We start from the raw sequence: 16,008 nt of genomic DNA on the forward strand, positions 1-16,008 counted from the left end.
GCATAAGACGTTCGGCTTTTACTGCACATTGCGGTAGATCAAACCACGAGCTGCAATCCGTCCCTAATACAAGGTCGTGATAGGCCTCGCTGCACTTTGATTATCAGGTAGTAACTTAGCGATCCTATCGGTCGTTCATTTTAGACGAGAGACTCAATGAAACGTTGCAGGATCTTTCATCACACGATCAACTGTCCAAACTTGTTAGCATGGTTTTGGGACGATTAATCAGGGCGAACATAAGGGGAACCAAGTTCAACAGCGAAATTGACAGGGTGAAGAGATTGCCATGCTTAGTAAAAAAAGTGGTGGTCTTCCGCAGCGGGAGATCGTGAACCAGATATAGAGCTTGAAAGATTGGCGATGCCTTCAACGTTCGACCATAGGGATCGACGAACATCGATACCCCGGTATTGGCGCATCGGGCGATGCTGACGCGGTTTTCGATAGCGCGAAATATTGCCATCTGAGCGTGATGGTACGGAGCGGCACTGCGCTTGAACCAAGCGTCATTAGTGATGATGACCAGAATATCGGCACCGTTTAAAATGAAGCTTCGCACCAGTTCTGGGAACAAGGATTCGAAGCAGATAATAACTGGGATTTTTAGGAATCGCCGTCGAGATTGCTCTATCGATGAGTCAGGGATTGTTTGGGTGATCGGCACATCGAAGGAGACAATTTTTTGTCCCGGAGAAAAATTTCCTTCACCCATCTCAAGTCGTTCCAGGAATTCCTTTAACCAAGGCAATGATTCAGTAAATGGCACGCGTTCGCCAAATGGCACCAAGTGAATCTTGTGATAGATCTGAAACCCTGGGTCATCAGGTGTCAAGAGAAACACGCCGTTGAATGTCAGATAGCTTTGGTCCTCCATGTATTGAAAATCTGGTGCGCCAGTGATGAGCGGCGTGTTGATCTGCTGCAACATCTCGCGAATATTGGGAAGAAATAGGCTTGAAATTCGCAGGTAATCGGGGACTGCGGTCTCTGGCCAAATGATGAGATGCGGATGTTGCTGAGCGGCGGCCAAGGTAAGCTCATGATAAATCCGCCAGTTCTCAGCCAAAAAGGCATCGTTCCATTTGACATAGGGATCAATATTTCCCTGAATTAGTCCAACTTTGATGCTATTGTCTGGAGCTGGCTGCTCTTTTGGAATTACCATTCGGCCATAAATCCAAGGCAAGATAAATAGCAAAAGGAGCAGCAGATAATAGATCACCAACTTTTTAAAATTGGAGCTGTTTTTCAGGATGAGCCAAATGACGACATTGATCGTTACAACCCAGAACGAAACGCCGTATGCACTAGTAATGCTCACATATTGGATCAGGTTCAAATAATAGCTCTGAGTATACGCCAGCGAGCACCACGGAAATCCCAGTACGCCCAATGAACGGAGATATTCGACCCCAGTCCATAAGAACGGAATGCACCAGTAAAGATATTTTGGCCCAAGCCGATTGCTGAGAAAGTTATGAAGCACCGCATAAATGATCATGTAAATAGGAAGATAAAGAATAGCAGCAATTGCGCCAGGGACTGTGACCAGATTGATCCACCACAGTGTGCCGATATTCATGAATAATCCGGCAAGATAACCCCATTTGATCGTCTGAGCTAAATTTTTATGCTCCAGGAGCAAAAAGAACGGAATAAGCGCGACATAAGCCAAAAAACCCAATCGGTATGGGGGGAATGAGAAAGATAACAATACGCTGAACAATAGCGTTAGTAGCAGGTCTTTTTTCATTTAAGCTTGTTGCTCTTGGTTGCGATTTTGATTTTGGATCCTAAGATAATCCAGAAACGACTGGAGGATCAGGATAGCGGCGATTTGATCGACTTTTGCTTTAAGCCGGCTTGGCGATTTGTCGAATTGATGGATGGTCCGCTGGGCTTCGATCGAGCTCCAGCGTTCATCCCAGCGATGGATCGGTAAATGGAACCGCTGTTGCAATTGCTGGATAAACCGATCCACTTGTTGCGCAGCGACCGTGGCCTCGCCCTTCAAGTTTAACGGCCAACCGACGACGATCTCAGTGACTTGCTGTCCAATGATAATAGCTTCCAATTCGGCCAGCATCTGTTGCAATCCTGAAATCTTGATGGTTGGCAAACCTTGGGCAATAGTCCGCATCGGATCACTAATCGCCACTCCCAACCGGCGAACACCATAGTCGATCCCCAATATTCGGCCGGTTGTGTTCATCCGTTTGCTCGATTCACTAAAAATGATTTTTTCGGCTATTCAGTTTTTTATAAGTATTATCTGGATAAGGCAAAGCCGCCAGCAAAAGTGTAACAACTGGCGGCCTCATCGATCCCATGATTATCATTCTAACGGTTGTTTCAATACTTCTTTGAGCAATTTGCCCGCCTTGAAATGGGTCTTGCGTCGCGCTGGCACGTAGATAATTTCCCCAGTTTTTGGATTGCGGGCTTTCGGCTTCGGCTTTGTGGTCTTCACTTCAAATACACCAAAATCCCGAATTTCAATGCGAATCTCTGGATCGGCCTCGGACATGAATTCTCTTAACGTCGTGAATACTCCATCAACCACTTTCTCGGTTAGGTAAATCTTTTCCCCCACCAGTTTGGCGGTGCGTTTGGCGACATCCTTCTTGGTTATGGTCTGTTTCATCGATTCTGCTCCTTATTTTGCATTAATAGTGAATTGGTATCTGCTTCGGTTAATTTTCAGCTTCTTGCATCAAATTTGACAAATCCAATCGCTTGAAGCCGGTGTCTGTCCCACTCAGGCGTTCCACAGTTATGATGCCTTTTATTTTACTGATCTTCCCAATAATAGTCGTCAAATGCTTGAGATTGCGCACTTCGATGAGCATATTATTATGCACAAACATGTCTTCTGTCTTCAAAACCACGTTGACGATATTGGCATCGGTTGATGAAATGGCTTCGGTGACATCGCGTAAAAAGTCTCGACGATCATGCGCGACCATGTACAATCGAACCATAAAGCGCTTATCGCGATCCACGTCCCATTCTACTTCAATATTTCGCTCAGGATCTTTCATCAAGTTTAAGATGTTCTTGCAATCAGTACGATGGATCACCACCCCCCTTCCTTTTGTGATGAAACCAATGATTTGATCTCCTGGGACTGGTTGACAACACTTGCCAAAATTGATCAACATGTTTTCGATGCCCTGCACCCGAACCCCTTTATCCGAACTTCTCGCCCGACGAATGAACCGCTTGATTAACGTCTCGTCTTTCATTTGATCAATTCGTTCGGGGGCAAGCTTTTGCATCACGCCATGAATCGCAATATCCCCGCGACCGATCGCGGCGTACAGTTGATTTACTTCGGAATATCCATAGCTCTGCGCAATCTCACTGAGTTCCTCATCATCTTTTTTTAAATTGTATTTCTTCAGCTCTTTCAGAAAAATCTCTTCGCCCAGCTTTACGCTTTGTTCAAACATCGAATCTTTGATCCAGCGCTTGATCTTGCTGCGGGCTTTCGATGTCTTGACAAATTTGATCCAATCCTGGTTTGGATGCTGGCTGCTCGAGGTGATGATCTCGACGGTATCTCCGCTGCGCAGTTGGTAATTGAGCGGCACAATGCGACTATTGACCTTGGCTCCGAGACAATGATACCCCAATTCAGTATGAATCGCAAAGGCAAAATCTACGGGCGTCGAGCCTGCTGGCAACCGATACAGATCGCCCCGAGGGGAAAAAACGAACACCTCGTCCTGGAACAGGTCAATCTTTAGATTTTCCATGAACTCTTTGGAGTCCGGCGCATCCTGCTGCCATTCTAACACCCGGCGCAGCCAGACAAAATGCTTGTCCAGCTCATCTTCCTTGACTTTGCCATCTTTGTACCGCCAATGGGCTGCAATTCCTTCTTCAGCGGTCCGATGCATCTCCTCGGTTCTAATTTGAATCTCGACAATCTTGCCATCTGGACCAATAACCGTGGTGTGAAGCGATTGATACATGTTTGATTTCGGGGTCGCAATATAATCATCGAACCGCTCATGAATCGGAGTGAATAAACTATGCACCACCCCCAGCACAAAATAGCATTCTTCAACTTTATTGACGATCACCCGGACTGCCAGAAGATCCTGGATCTCTTCGAAAGGCAGACGTCGGCGCAACATCTTCATGTAAATGCTGTAAAAGTTTTTCGGACGACCACTGATTCGAGCTTGGATACCAAGCCGCTTCAGCTCTCTCTGGATCGGCGCAGCCACGCGCTTAATATATCGCTCCCGCTCATCCCGTTTCTCAGCCACCTTGTTGACCAGCTCTTCATACGCCTGGCGATTGAGTGTCTTGAACGATAAGTCCTCCAATTCCCACTTCAATTTGGCGATGCCGAGCCGATGGGCTAACGGCGCATAGACATCCAGCGTTTCGCGGGCGATCCGCTTCTGCTTCTTCTCAGGCAAAAACTCAATGGTCCGCATGTTATGAAGACGATCCGCGAACTTGATCAAGATCACCCGAATGTCTTTGATCATGGAAATGATCATTTTGCGGAAGTTTTCCGCTTGGAGCATCTCCACACTATCAAACTTCAACTCGCTGATCTTGGTGACCCCATCGACCAGGGTGGCTATCTCCACGCCGAATTGCTCTGCTACCTCGTCCAACGTGACCCCAGTATCTTCAGCCACGTCATGGAGCAGGCCACCACAAATCGTTCCTAAATCCAGGCGCAGATCCACCAAAATCTTAGCAACCTCAAGCGGGTGCTCAAAATATGGCTCTCCCGATTTTCGTAATTGGTCCTGATGCGCATGATAGCTGAAGGTATAGGCTTTCTTTAATAATTCTACATCGAAATTATTATTGTACTGACCTATTTTACAAATCAGGTTCTCCAGCTCTTTTTCATATTTCTCTTCCATTGTTGATCCAACCAGTTTTATGATGCAACTTCATGATGTCATTGCTAAAACGGCTGCTGGGGCTCGTGCTCGTCATATATCCTGGTTAGATTTGCAAACAGCACATACTCTTTGACAAACGCTAACTTCACCGTCCCAATAGGGCCGCTCCGTTGTTTCCCGATGATAATCTCCGCGATCCCCTCTTGTTCGGTTCGACCATAAACTTCAGGCCGATAAATGAAAATGACGACATCCGCATCCTGCTCAATTGCTCCCGACTCCCTCAAGTCCGACAGCACCGGCCGGCGATCGCCGCCGCGAGATTCCACTGCTCGCGACAGTTGCGATAACGCAATCACCGGTATATTTAGCTCTTTGGCCAATGCTTTCAATGCTTGAGAAATAGCAGAGATCTCCTGTTGTCTGCTCTCGCTCTGCGGAGGGCCTTGAATCAGTTGCAAATAATCGATAATCAACAGTCCGATATTCTTTTCATATTTCAGCCGTCTTGCTTTAGCTTTGATCTCAAGGATGCTCATCGCTGGGGTATCATCGATATAGATCGGTGCCTCTGCCAATACCCCAACGGATAAGCTCAATTTCTGCCAATCCTCAGGGGGCAATTTCCCAGTTCGCACGGCGTGCGAATCCACCCGCGCCTCACTGCATAACATGCGCATCGCTAATTGATACGCCGCCATCTCCAAACTGAAAATCCCCACTGGAATCCCATGCCCCACTGAAGCGTTGCGGGCAATATTTAGACAGAAGGCGGTTTTGCCCATTGACGGCCGACCAGCTACCACGATCAAATCTGAATTCTGAAACCCAGAGGTCTTTTCATCCAACTCCGTAAATCCAGATGGTACCCCAGTAACCCCGCCTTTTTTGCCGTGAAAACTCTCGATCCGCTCGAACGTCTCGTGCATGGTTTGATAAATGGAGACAAAGCCCTTTTTCAACCGACGATCGGAGAGCACGAAGATCTCTTTCTCCACCGCATCTAATAAACTATAAACGTCGCCCTTATGCTCATACGCCCGGTTCGTAATATCCGTGGTCACATTTATCAGACGTCGCAAAAGCGCTGTCTCCAGCACGATCTTGGCATAATGTTCCACATTGGCTGCCGAAGGCACTTTCTCCGCCAATTGGATCAAATAATAATTGCCACCAACTTCCTCTAATATCCCTTTCTTTTTCAGCGCATCCGCCATTGTGATCACATCAATCGGCTCTTGATGATCGTACAGCTCCACCGCTGTCTTAAATAGCTTTTGATGCGCCGTCTTGTAAAAACACGATTCGTCTAAAATCTCAATCGCCTTTCCCACAGCATCTCGTTCCAAAAACATGGCGCCCAGCACCGCCATCTCGGCCTCGATGTCTTGCGGCGGTAGCCGTTGTATCTTTGCCTCTTCTTTCCTCACTACTTCCATGGTGATTCACCCACTCTCTCCAACAATCCTTCCGTGCTGTTCGCCTGCTCAGGCTATCATTCTCACCACAATGCTTCAAATCTTATGCCATGCTGAACCGAGATATATAGCGTTTTTCTATGAATTTCCCTGAAATAGTTTCTGAAACAATTGCACATCTTCCCAGGTTCCCCGTTTCAGCGCTGGATTTCGCAACAATGCTGCTGGATGATAGGTCACTACAGCTTGCGCATCCCTCAGTTGATAAACCTTCCCGCGCAAATTGGTCAAAGGTTCATCAGTTTTCAGTAAACTTCCAGCCGCAATCCGTCCCAACAGCAAAATAAATTTCGGCTCGATGATTTCTATTTGCCTCGTTAAAATATAACTACAAGCCTCACACTCTTCTGGCAATGGATCTCGATTATTGGGCGGACGACATTTCACCACATTGGTGATAAAAATGCCCTGCCGCGACAAATTAATTGCAGCCAAAATGCGATCCAATAGCTGACCAGCACTGCCGACGAACGGCTTCCCTTGTTGATCTTCATGAAACCCTGGGGCTTCGCCAATTAACAGGATCGAAGAATTGGGATTGCCGCTGCCAAATACCAACCGGGTTCTATGACGCGCTAAACCGCACTTTTGACAATCCTTCACTTCGTAGTAGAACTTTAACAGGGTATCTCGTCGGGAAGGGGCAGTTGCTTCGGGCACCATCGGCTGAGCCGATCGCACGTAGATTTCATCGCCATAAAGTTCCTGCTGGCTGCGCAAGTAGCGCCTTAACTCCTCCAGCAAATTGATGATCCCTTGTTGAAGCGGATGTTCCATTCCTCTAATCACCTTTCTCTGGGTCCGCGACAAAAGCAACTTCAGCAATTGAAAAATCAACCCCTACCAAAGACTCTTTCAATGCCTATACAAAAATTCAAGCGTCAGTTTTGTCACCCTCCACAAGATTCACTACAATGAATTTCCCAAAGCTCTTCCCAGTTTTACTCGTCTTCAATCATTACTGGATTCTTCACAAAGTGGAAAATGCCAACCTCTCACAACAACAGCTACCCATCATTTTCGCACCTCGATCATCCGGATCACCCGAGCTAAAATCTGTTGTGCGACCTGATGTTTCGTCATGAGTGGCAGCTCTTCGCTGCCGCCGGCTGCGTCAAGTAGCGTCACCCGATTGGTATCTGTGCCAAATCCTGCTCCGGGTAAAAGCGGGTTATTTACAACTATTAGATCGAGTCTTTTTTCGATCAACTTTTCTCGAGCATGTTCAAGTTCGTGTTCGGTCTCAACCGCAAATCCAACTAAGATCTGATTCTGCTTAGTGCGACCAAGTTCTTTTAGAATATCTCGGGTTCTTACCAACCGAAGCGACCCGGCAATATCACTCTTTTTTATTTTTTGCAGTGAATATTGTTCGGGCTTAAAATCAGCAACTGCCGCTGCCATGATAATGACATCTTGCTGTGATGCAGCCCCCAAAACAGCATCGGCCATTTGATCTGCGGTTTGGACCGAAACATAGTTGACAAAAACGGGCGCTCGGAGCTGATTTGGTCCGCTGATCAGCGTCACCTCTGCCCCGTTCAATGCTGCCATTTCTGCAATGGCGAATCCCATTTTGCCAGTGGATCGATTGGTGATGAAACGGACTGGATCGAGTGGTTCTTCTGTTCTGCCAGCGGTGACCAAAATTTTCTTGCCAGCCAACCGATGAGTTCCTAACACCACCATTTTGATCTTATCAATGATAGCTGGAATATCGGCTAACCGTCCCCAACCGATTTCACCGCAAGCAAGTTCCCCAGAACCAGGAGGCACGATGTGATACCCTTTCTTAACGAGTTGATCAATGTTTTGCTGGACGATGGTGTTTTGGTACATTTCCTTGTTCATGGCTGGACAGAAAATCACTGGACTCGTGGTCGCCATCACCAAAGTGGTCAATAAATTATCTGCCAGGCCGACGGCAATTTTGCCAATGGTATTCGCGGTGGCTGGGCAAATGACAATCACATCTGCCCAACGTGCCGCCTCAATGTGAATCGTCCCTGCCCCGGCGTCTTGGCTGCCAAACATCTCGCTCAGCACTGGGTGTTCAGATAGCGTCGCAAAAGTCAATGGAGTAACAAATTCAGTGGCAGCGCGCGTCATGACCACTCGCACCACAGCCCCGTGACGCTTTAGCTCGCGAATTAGCTCCGCAGTCTTATAGGCAGCGATGCCTCCCGTCACACCCACCAGTATTTTGGCCCCAGAGAGCATTATCAATTCTCACGTTCTTCCATCTCAGGTTCCAAGCCATAATCCCACTTAATTTTCCCAGCTAACATCTCTTGGATCGCCTGTTCCGTGGGCTTGGGCAGTTTGAGGACCTTCTTCTTGGTCGCTTCTGGTTCTTCAGTTTCGCGCATTTCCTCATCATCGTCATAATCATCGACCGAATCATCCATCTGAGTCTCTACATCGATCAATCGCTTCTGTTCCTCGTTAATCTGTCGTGCTCGCTTTGCGATCACTATAATCGCCTCATAAATATTATTGCTCAACTTCTCTAATTCGTTCAACGGAAGTGTGCTGGACATTTTTTAAAACCTCCTGCGCATTTAATGAATTTGTCCTGATATGTTATTTTGGCAATCCAATTTGGCTTACCACTCAAAATCTCGAATCAATGTCTTGCTAAAACTCATCCTCATTCAAAATCTTTGCCTCGCTTTCATATGAATATCAGATAATCCCCATCTATATCTTTCTCCATTCCTGTATTTTTAGTGCATAAAACTTTAACCTTGCCCATCAACTTGCAAAAGATCAACCGCCAACCGAATTTTTTTATCCGCCTCGTCTATCGATAGATGGTCGAAATGAAGTTGATCATCGTTCAAAATCAGAATTTCACAACCCCTGCTTTATGGTTATAGACTTGAACTCCTATCCGTACTCAAACCCAGAACCCGACAAGCCACAGCCTCTCATCTCCCTCAATTTTCAGGAAAGGATCAGAGTGAAGCCAAAGAGTCAAATTTTCAATCACCATCTCACTGCGCTATGATTATTAATCCAAAAGAAAATCTTTAGCTCCCCTTTTCATGTCAAAGCTCATCTCATTGCGCTAGGGCATCAGATTTCTGTTTCGAAAAATTATCGATGATTTCAAGCACTTGCGCTACGGTCGTATCCAAATCTTGGTTTACTACGACATAATCGAACAACCGGGCCTTTTCCATCTCCATCGGGATCCGTTGCAGCCGGGTGTTAATCTCCTCGGCTGAATCAGTGTTGCGACTTTTTAGCCGCTGGATTAACGTTTCAATCGAAGGCGGCGCAAGAAAGATGGTGAGCGTCTGTTCTGGCAAAACTTTGGCGACCTTTAGAGCACCATTCACGTCAATATCAAAAAGAATGTGCTTCCCTTTCTTTAAACAGGAGTCAATATAATCTCGGGGCGTACCATAAAGATGACCATGAACCGATTCCCACTCTAAAAATTTTCCATTCTCGATCCCCTGCCGAAATTCTGACTCTGTCATAAAGAAATAGTCTTTTCCATCGATCTCGCCAGGGCGCGGTTTTCGGGTGGTTGCTGAGATAGAATAAACAAATCTCTCGGGATCGCGCGCTAATATTTTTTGGATGACAGAAGTTTTACCTCCTCCAGATGGAGATGATAAAATAATCAATAATCCCTGCATTTGTCCCGCCGATCATTCACCTGGCTCTGCGCCATTGGTTCGACCAGTCAGCTCATGAATCCGATGCACAATGGTATCAGGCAGATTTGCCGATAACACAATATGATCGCTACTCGTGATGATCACCGATTTGGTCTTTTTGCCCATAGTAGCGTCAACCAATTTCCCATTCTCTCGAGCATTTGTAATCATATTTTTAATCGGCTTTGAATTTGGTGCTATGATGGACACAATCTGATCTAGATTCACGTAGTTCTTGAAACCAATACTGATCATCATTGTTTTCTTCCACAACTTTGAATTCCACGGTTCATGTGATTGAAGCGATCTATTGATCTACTCATTTATCAGCGTGGCAGCGCCCAGATAATCCCCTCCACCAGACGAATCAGTCTGGAGGGAAATTCTCGAGCCGCAAAAACGATCAGCCTCTCAACAGCAGGGACATTATTTCCTGATTCGATGCATTTCACTTGCAACATCGCGCCCCAAATTATCCCCTCCAACCACATGCCAACACCGAATCGCTGCTGGACCTCTGCACAGCACTACTCGATGTTCTGCACCTGCTCTCTGATTTTCTCCACTTCTTCCTTGATCTCTACCACAAGATGGGCGATATCTGCATGATTGGCTTTGGCACCGATGGTATTTGCCTCCCGAGTCATCTCTTGAAGCAAAAAATTAAGTTTCCGACCGACCACATCTTCCGACACCATCACATCGAGAAACATCTTATTATGGCTGTGAAATCGAACGCATTCTTCAGTCACATCAATTCGATTGATCATCAATGCGATTTCGGTCTCCAATCGCGCCTCATCAACCCCTTCGATCGGCAGAATGGCCTGAATCTGTTGGCGCAGCTTGGCTAATTCTTCTCCCATCCGACTTGATGAAATTGCCTCGATCTGAGCAATACGTTTATCCAGCAGTTGAATTCTACCTTCAAGATCCTTGGCTAGTTCCTGACCCTCGCGACGCCGCATTTCTTGCAAATTCTCCATCGCAATGATTATCGCTTGCTCGATCGCGTGCCAAATAGCTTCATTAGCCCCTGCTCCCTCTTCATAGCTAATTATATCTGGAAATTGGAGCAAGTGCTCTAACTTGATCCTTCCCCGAATCTTGAATTCTTTTTTTAATTGCTGAAGCAATTTCCAATAAACTCGGGCTGGCTCGCGGTTGATTACCAGTCCCGCACCATTCTCTTCAGTGTTGAGTTTTAGCCCAACATAAACATTGATCCGGCCGCGCGTCACATAATTTCGAATGATGTTCTTGACCTCTTGCTCATAATGAAAGTAGTTGCGCGGCAATTTCATCTGGACGTCAAGAAATCTGTTATTAACCGAGCGAACTTCTGCCACAATCTCACATTCTTCATTCTTCACCTCGCCTCGGCCATAACCAGTCATACTAACAATCATATTTTAGCCGTTGTCTATCATCAATAATAAATAACAAATTAAATTTAGTGCTAAGTATACAAATTTTTTTTGAATTTGTCAAATCTTTTTTTGAGCTTTTCTTTTTTTTTCTAAAGGGTTATCTTCCGGCCCACAAAGAAAAAAGGTCTTTATTAAGACCTTTTCATCATTCCAGACACCACATATAGTAGCTGAAATCGTTCCGGATTCTATTAGGGGAGCAATTCTGCAATCAGAGACTGGTGAGCGAAAAATTTTTTATTTCACCTGAAATTCCAGCAAACCAAATAAAATGCAAAAATCGCTCCCATAAAACCGATACCCAGGTACAGAACCGATCTCTAGAGATTCATCTTTCGGATGATTTCGGTTTTTTATGGGCAACCATTTCTGGTAGATTAGGAGCTTAATTCTACAAATTCAATTCCCAGGGACCTCCTTATTTAACTTTGCGGATGTCTTCAGACAATGAATAGATTATAGAAAGTAATGGAGCAATGAAAAAACTTAGATCACCACATCAATTCACCTGTTTATTATTCAATCTTGGCATCGTTTGTATGTTTTGATCAAAGCTATCATTATAAGCGCTTTTTCAGCACGCAAGATCAGTTTATTTGCGTCGGAATTTTTGTTCCTCAAGTGTCAAAATTAAGGAGATGCGATGCGTGTTCCCAAGATCCTGGTGGCTTAGAAACGCGTAGTCGACATTGAGCCGGGGAAGCTTAATCCCTATACCAGCGGTAAAATGACCAATGTCCCAGCCCGCTCGCATAGCAAGCATTTGTCGAAATCGATATTCGGCGCCGATATGGAAATCAAAACTCGTTGGTCCCAGATGTGATTGTGCTGCATAGCGACGATTCTCGAATCGCACATCGATATCGACGGCAGGGATAATTTGGCCAGAAATGATTTTGTTCGTCCAGAAATAGGCAATCCCTAATTTCGCTGTTGGAATAATTGCCTCCTGCCGACCAGTGTCCCACACCAGCAAAGTTGTAGTGAGATCTTGCAAATTGAAACCTACATTCAAATTCGGCAGCGCTCGCCAGAGACCAGCAATATCAAATCCCATGCCCCACGCGGAATTTTCACCGATGCCCTTATGCAACATTTTCACATTACCGCCATAATAGAAATTTTCACTGTGTCGAATGCCATAGCTCAAATAGATTGCATATTGGGCCGAATTGAAATAAAAAATTTTATTGGCATCAATGGTTTCCGTTGGATCGATTTTGCCATTCCCTTCGCCTGGATCGCCTGTATTAGGAATGCCATCGAGGCCATAATCGAGAAGCGCGTCCGTGGTATTGGGAATATCATCCACCGCCAATCGGATCAACGATAGCGAGATGCCGCTCAAGGTTCGCATAGGGAGCGAGACAGCAGCGTAGTTATAATTCACCATCCTTGCAAATTGCTCTGCGTACATGCCCGCTAATTGAGGGTATTCGAGCTTTGCAAGGGCGGCCGGGTTCCAATATCCAGCGGTTATATCCTCGGATATGGCCACAAAAGTACCCCCCATGCCCAATGCTCTTGCCCCAACCCCAATAGACATGAACTCGCCGGCATATTTCGCTTTCACAATTTTCCCTGCTATACTGCTCATCGGATTGAACAGCAACAAAACCAAGATTAATGACAAGATCCGCATATTTAATTCTCGCTGATTAGCTTTTTCAGTTCATACAATTTATTCAATGCATCGATTGGGGTGAGACGATTGACATCGAGCTTCTTGATTTCCTCCACCAATTGTTGTTGTTGCTGGGCAAAGAAATCGAGTTGAAGCTTTGCTTCTGGATGTTTTTTGTTCTGGTAATGGCGCGCCAGCCGCGGCATTTCATTCGGGGTCAACTCATCGGCTTCAAGGTTGGCCAACACCTCTTTGGCTCGCTGTATTACCTCTTTCGGCAGGCCAGCTAATTGAGCAACTTGAATGCCGTAGCTGTGATCGCATCCCCCTGGGACGATCTTCCGAATGAAGATTACCTTGTCCCCCCATTCCTTGACCGCTACATTGTAGTTTTTTACACGTGGGAGTATCAGAGCAAGTTCCGTTAATTCATGGTAATGGGTAGCGAACAACGTTTTAGCAGCGACGCTTGAGTGATTGTGCAAATACTCAGTCACCGACCACGCGATCGATAATCCATCGAATGTGCTGGTTCCGCGGCCGATTTCATCCAGCAAAATAAGACTTTTCGGGCTCGCATTATTTAAGATATTGGCGGTCTCGTTCATCTCCATCAGAAACGTGCTTTCGCCACCAGCTAAATTGTCCGAAGCCCCCACGCGGGTAAAGATTTTATCCACCAGCCCGATCTTCGCATGACTGGCTGGGACAAAGCTGCCCATCTGGGCCATGAGGACGATCAGCCCTACCTGGCGAAGGTAGGTTGATTTGCCCGCCATATTTGGGCCGGTAATGATCCAAATTTGATCGGTCGTGTTGTTCAAATGGACGTCATTTGGCACGAATGATTGGCCTGCTGGGAGCAATTTCTCCACCACAGGATGACGACCATCCTTGATGACGATCTCATCATCGGTCGTAATGATCGGTTTGCAATAGTGATTATCACGTGCCACTTGAGCCAGATTCAACAGGCAGTCTAATTCGCCAAGCAGCGTCGCATTCTGTTGAATAGCTTTTACGTTTTGCGCCACCAATTGCCGCACCTGATCGAATAGCTCAAATTCAAGATTGATGATTTTTTCTTCGGCGCCGAGCACTTGTTCTTCATATTCTTTTAACGCTGGGGTGATGAAACGTTCAGCGTTGACGAGAGTTTGTTTCCGAATATACTCATTTGGGATTTTGGCCAAATGAGGATTGGTCACTTCGATATAGTAACCGAATACTTTGTTGTAATTCACTTTTAAAGATGGAATGCCAGTGCGTTCGCGCTCCGAAGCTTGGAGCCGGGCGATCCAATCCTTTCCCGAAAAAGCGATCTCGCGCAATCGGTCCAGTTCCGCATGATACCCCGTACGGATCAATCCACCTTCTGTGGTTGCCAGAGGTGGATCATCGACAATCGCCCGTTCGATCTCATCAACTACGGCGTCAAGCGGTTGTAAGTGTTCGCGAATGTGGACCGCATATTCCGACTCTGCAGGTGCCAGCTTTGCCTGAAATTCCGGCACGAGCTTCAGGGCAGATTTCAACGAGATCAGATCCCGAGCATTAGCGCGGTTCGTGGTTACACGGGAAACCAGCCGCTCCAGATCGCCCAATTTCCCAAGCAGCTCCCTCAAATCCTGCCGCATGCGATCGTTTTGGTAGAACTCCTCTACAGCGTTCAAGCGGTATTCGATCGGTTTCTGCTGGTTGAGTGGGTTGAGCATCCAATTCACTAAGCGTCGGCCTCCCATCGCGGTCTTGGTGCGATCCAATACTGAAATCAATGTCCCTCGCTGATCCCGCTGCGTCAAGGACTGTACGAGCTCAAGATTGCGCTGGGTCGTCGGATCCAATGTCAGGTAATCGGAATTGTAGCGTCTTTTGAGTTGAGTAATATGTCCCAGTTGATTTTTTTGGTTCTCTTTGAGATAATGTAGAATCGCCCCAGCCGCAGCAATGCCTGCATCCAGGTCCTCGCACCCAAAACCTTTCAGCGATGCAGTTTTAAAATGCTCAGTTAAAATTTCATACCCATAATCGCGGCTGAAAATCCAATCCTCCCTGGCAGTAAAAAATACATTTTCTGCGTTCAAGATTTTGGTTGCATAAAGGAGCTGCGTCTCTGCTACTACGATCTCAGCGGGATAAAGCGATAGCACCTGTTCTCGCATTTTCTCCTTGGGGAATTCGGTCACAAAGAATTCCCCAGTTGTCACGTCCACTGCTGCCATACCACAAATCTCTTTCGCGAATGCCAGAGCTACCAGATAATTGTTACGATTGGAAACCAGCAGTTCATCGGAAAACGTGGTCCCTGGAGTAACTATCTCCACCACATCGCGTCGGACAATAGTTTTGGCGGTTTTCGGATCTTCCACCTGTTCGCAGATTGCCACCCGATATCCTGCTTTGATCATCTTAGTGAGGTAGTTATCGAGCGCATGATACGGGAACCCTGCCAAAGGAACATCCGCGGCTTTGCCATGAGCCCGCGAAGTCAGGGTGATTCCCAACACCTGCGAAGCAATCTTGGCATCCTCATAGAACATCTCATAAAAATCGCCCATCCGAAAAAACAAAATGGCGTTTTTATGTTTCGCCTTAATGGCAAGATACTGTTCGAGGAGCGGCGTTGTGCTGGAATTAGCTTTCATATAAAAGTACGATCAAATCCTCTCAATATGACTCTCTGCAAAGCCGAGAACTATTGATTAAACAAAATTAATTCTAGGAGGTCGAGATGAAGAAAAAAATCAAAGAATTCATTAAAAATAAATCCTGATTCTTTCCTCGTTTTATCTGGTAATGCTTCCCGAATCCTATCTCTGGGATTTCTTTATTCAATGCATTTTAAAATTTCATCTGATGAAAATATTGGATCATCTTAATTCAGTGGGATCAAAGACCGCCTTTCACAGAAATGCTTTTGCATGG

At 46.1% G+C, this 16,008-nt stretch carries 13 protein-coding genes; all 13 read right to left on the bottom strand.

The features are described 5' to 3' along the window. Positions 1-187 precede the first annotated feature (187 nt). Positions 188-1,756 carry an apolipoprotein N-acyltransferase gene (lnt, locus tag ONB37_03140; GenBank protein ID MDZ7399142.1) on the bottom strand — a complete coding sequence of 523 codons (1,569 nt, stop codon included), beginning with the start codon at positions 1,754-1,756 and terminating at the stop codon, positions 188-190. Then, complete coding sequence (gene ruvX / locus ONB37_03145; protein ID MDZ7399143.1) at positions 1,757-2,215, bottom strand: Holliday junction resolvase RuvX; 459 nt, start codon at positions 2,213-2,215, stop codon at positions 1,757-1,759. A 123-nt stretch (positions 2,216-2,338) separates the two neighbouring features. Then, positions 2,339-2,647 (bottom strand): integration host factor subunit beta, encoded by a 309-nt coding sequence (locus ONB37_03150; protein ID MDZ7399144.1) that lies wholly within the window; start codon positions 2,645-2,647, stop codon positions 2,339-2,341. Between the two features lie 49 nt (positions 2,648-2,696). Then, positions 2,697-4,898 (bottom strand): bifunctional (p)ppGpp synthetase/guanosine-3',5'-bis(diphosphate) 3'-pyrophosphohydrolase, encoded by a 2,202-nt coding sequence (locus ONB37_03155; GenBank protein ID MDZ7399145.1) that lies wholly within the window; start codon positions 4,896-4,898, stop codon positions 2,697-2,699. A gap of 44 nt (positions 4,899-4,942) precedes the next feature. Beyond that, positions 4,943-6,319: a replicative DNA helicase gene (gene dnaB / locus ONB37_03160; protein ID MDZ7399146.1), complete on the bottom strand. Its 1,377-nt coding sequence runs from the start codon at positions 6,317-6,319 to the stop codon at positions 4,943-4,945. 117 nt (positions 6,320-6,436) lie between these two features. Further along, entirely contained in the window at positions 6,437-7,135 is a 699-nt protein-coding gene (locus ONB37_03165) for a uracil-DNA glycosylase (GenBank protein ID MDZ7399147.1), read from the bottom strand. Between the two features lie 237 nt (positions 7,136-7,372). Continuing rightward, a complete protein-coding gene (gene coaBC / locus ONB37_03170) occupies positions 7,373-8,578 on the bottom strand; it encodes a bifunctional phosphopantothenoylcysteine decarboxylase/phosphopantothenate--cysteine ligase CoaBC (GenBank protein MDZ7399148.1) in 1,206 nt (401 codons plus the stop codon). A gap of 2 nt (positions 8,579-8,580) precedes the next feature. Then, a complete protein-coding gene (locus tag ONB37_03175) occupies positions 8,581-8,898 on the bottom strand; it encodes a DNA-directed RNA polymerase subunit omega (protein ID MDZ7399149.1) in 318 nt (105 codons plus the stop codon). A 522-nt stretch (positions 8,899-9,420) separates the two neighbouring features. Then, the gene (gmk, locus tag ONB37_03180; protein MDZ7399150.1) at positions 9,421-10,008 is read right to left on the bottom strand and encodes a guanylate kinase; all 588 of its coding nucleotides are present in this window, start codon (positions 10,006-10,008) and stop codon (positions 9,421-9,423) included. 12 nt (positions 10,009-10,020) lie between these two features. Next, complete coding sequence (locus tag ONB37_03185; GenBank protein MDZ7399151.1) at positions 10,021-10,287, bottom strand: DUF370 domain-containing protein; 267 nt, start codon at positions 10,285-10,287, stop codon at positions 10,021-10,023. A 269-nt stretch (positions 10,288-10,556) separates the two neighbouring features. Beyond that, complete coding sequence (locus ONB37_03190) at positions 10,557-11,426, bottom strand: YicC family protein (protein MDZ7399152.1); 870 nt, start codon at positions 11,424-11,426, stop codon at positions 10,557-10,559. A gap of 625 nt (positions 11,427-12,051) precedes the next feature. Continuing rightward, entirely contained in the window at positions 12,052-13,032 is a 981-nt protein-coding gene (locus tag ONB37_03195) for a hypothetical protein (GenBank protein MDZ7399153.1), read from the bottom strand. Between the two features lie 71 nt (positions 13,033-13,103). After that, on the bottom strand, positions 13,104-15,728 hold the full coding sequence (gene mutS / locus ONB37_03200) for a DNA mismatch repair protein MutS (GenBank protein ID MDZ7399154.1): 2,625 nt from the start codon (positions 15,726-15,728) through the stop codon (positions 13,104-13,106). Positions 15,729-16,008: the final 280 nt, after the last annotated feature.

This window comes from candidate division KSB1 bacterium (genome assembly GCA_034506395.1).
In the GTDB taxonomy this organism is placed as follows: Bacteria; Zhuqueibacterota; Zhuqueibacteria; order Thermofontimicrobiales; family Thermofontimicrobiaceae; genus Thermofontimicrobium.

Coding starts and splice junctions, on each gene's coding strand:
- lnt (MDZ7399142.1), bottom strand. CDS start 1,756: ATGAAAAAAGACCTGCTACTAACGCTATTGTTCAGCGTATTGTTATCT.
- ruvX (MDZ7399143.1), bottom strand. CDS start 2,215: ATGAACACAACCGGCCGAATATTGGGGATCGACTATGGTGTTCGCCGG.
- ONB37_03150 (MDZ7399144.1), bottom strand. CDS start 2,647: ATGAAACAGACCATAACCAAGAAGGATGTCGCCAAACGCACCGCCAAA.
- ONB37_03155 (MDZ7399145.1), bottom strand. CDS start 4,898: ATGGAAGAGAAATATGAAAAAGAGCTGGAGAACCTGATTTGTAAAATA.
- dnaB (MDZ7399146.1), bottom strand. CDS start 6,319: ATGGAAGTAGTGAGGAAAGAAGAGGCAAAGATACAACGGCTACCGCCG.
- ONB37_03165 (MDZ7399147.1), bottom strand. CDS start 7,135: ATGGAACATCCGCTTCAACAAGGGATCATCAATTTGCTGGAGGAGTTA.
- coaBC (MDZ7399148.1), bottom strand. CDS start 8,578: ATGCTCTCTGGGGCCAAAATACTGGTGGGTGTGACGGGAGGCATCGCT.
- ONB37_03175 (MDZ7399149.1), bottom strand. CDS start 8,898: ATGTCCAGCACACTTCCGTTGAACGAATTAGAGAAGTTGAGCAATAAT.
- gmk (MDZ7399150.1), bottom strand. CDS start 10,008: ATGCAGGGATTATTGATTATTTTATCATCTCCATCTGGAGGAGGTAAA.
- ONB37_03185 (MDZ7399151.1), bottom strand. CDS start 10,287: ATGATGATCAGTATTGGTTTCAAGAACTACGTGAATCTAGATCAGATT.
- ONB37_03190 (MDZ7399152.1), bottom strand. CDS start 11,426: ATGACTGGTTATGGCCGAGGCGAGGTGAAGAATGAAGAATGTGAGATT.
- mutS (MDZ7399154.1), bottom strand. CDS start 15,728: ATGAAAGCTAATTCCAGCACAACGCCGCTCCTCGAACAGTATCTTGCC.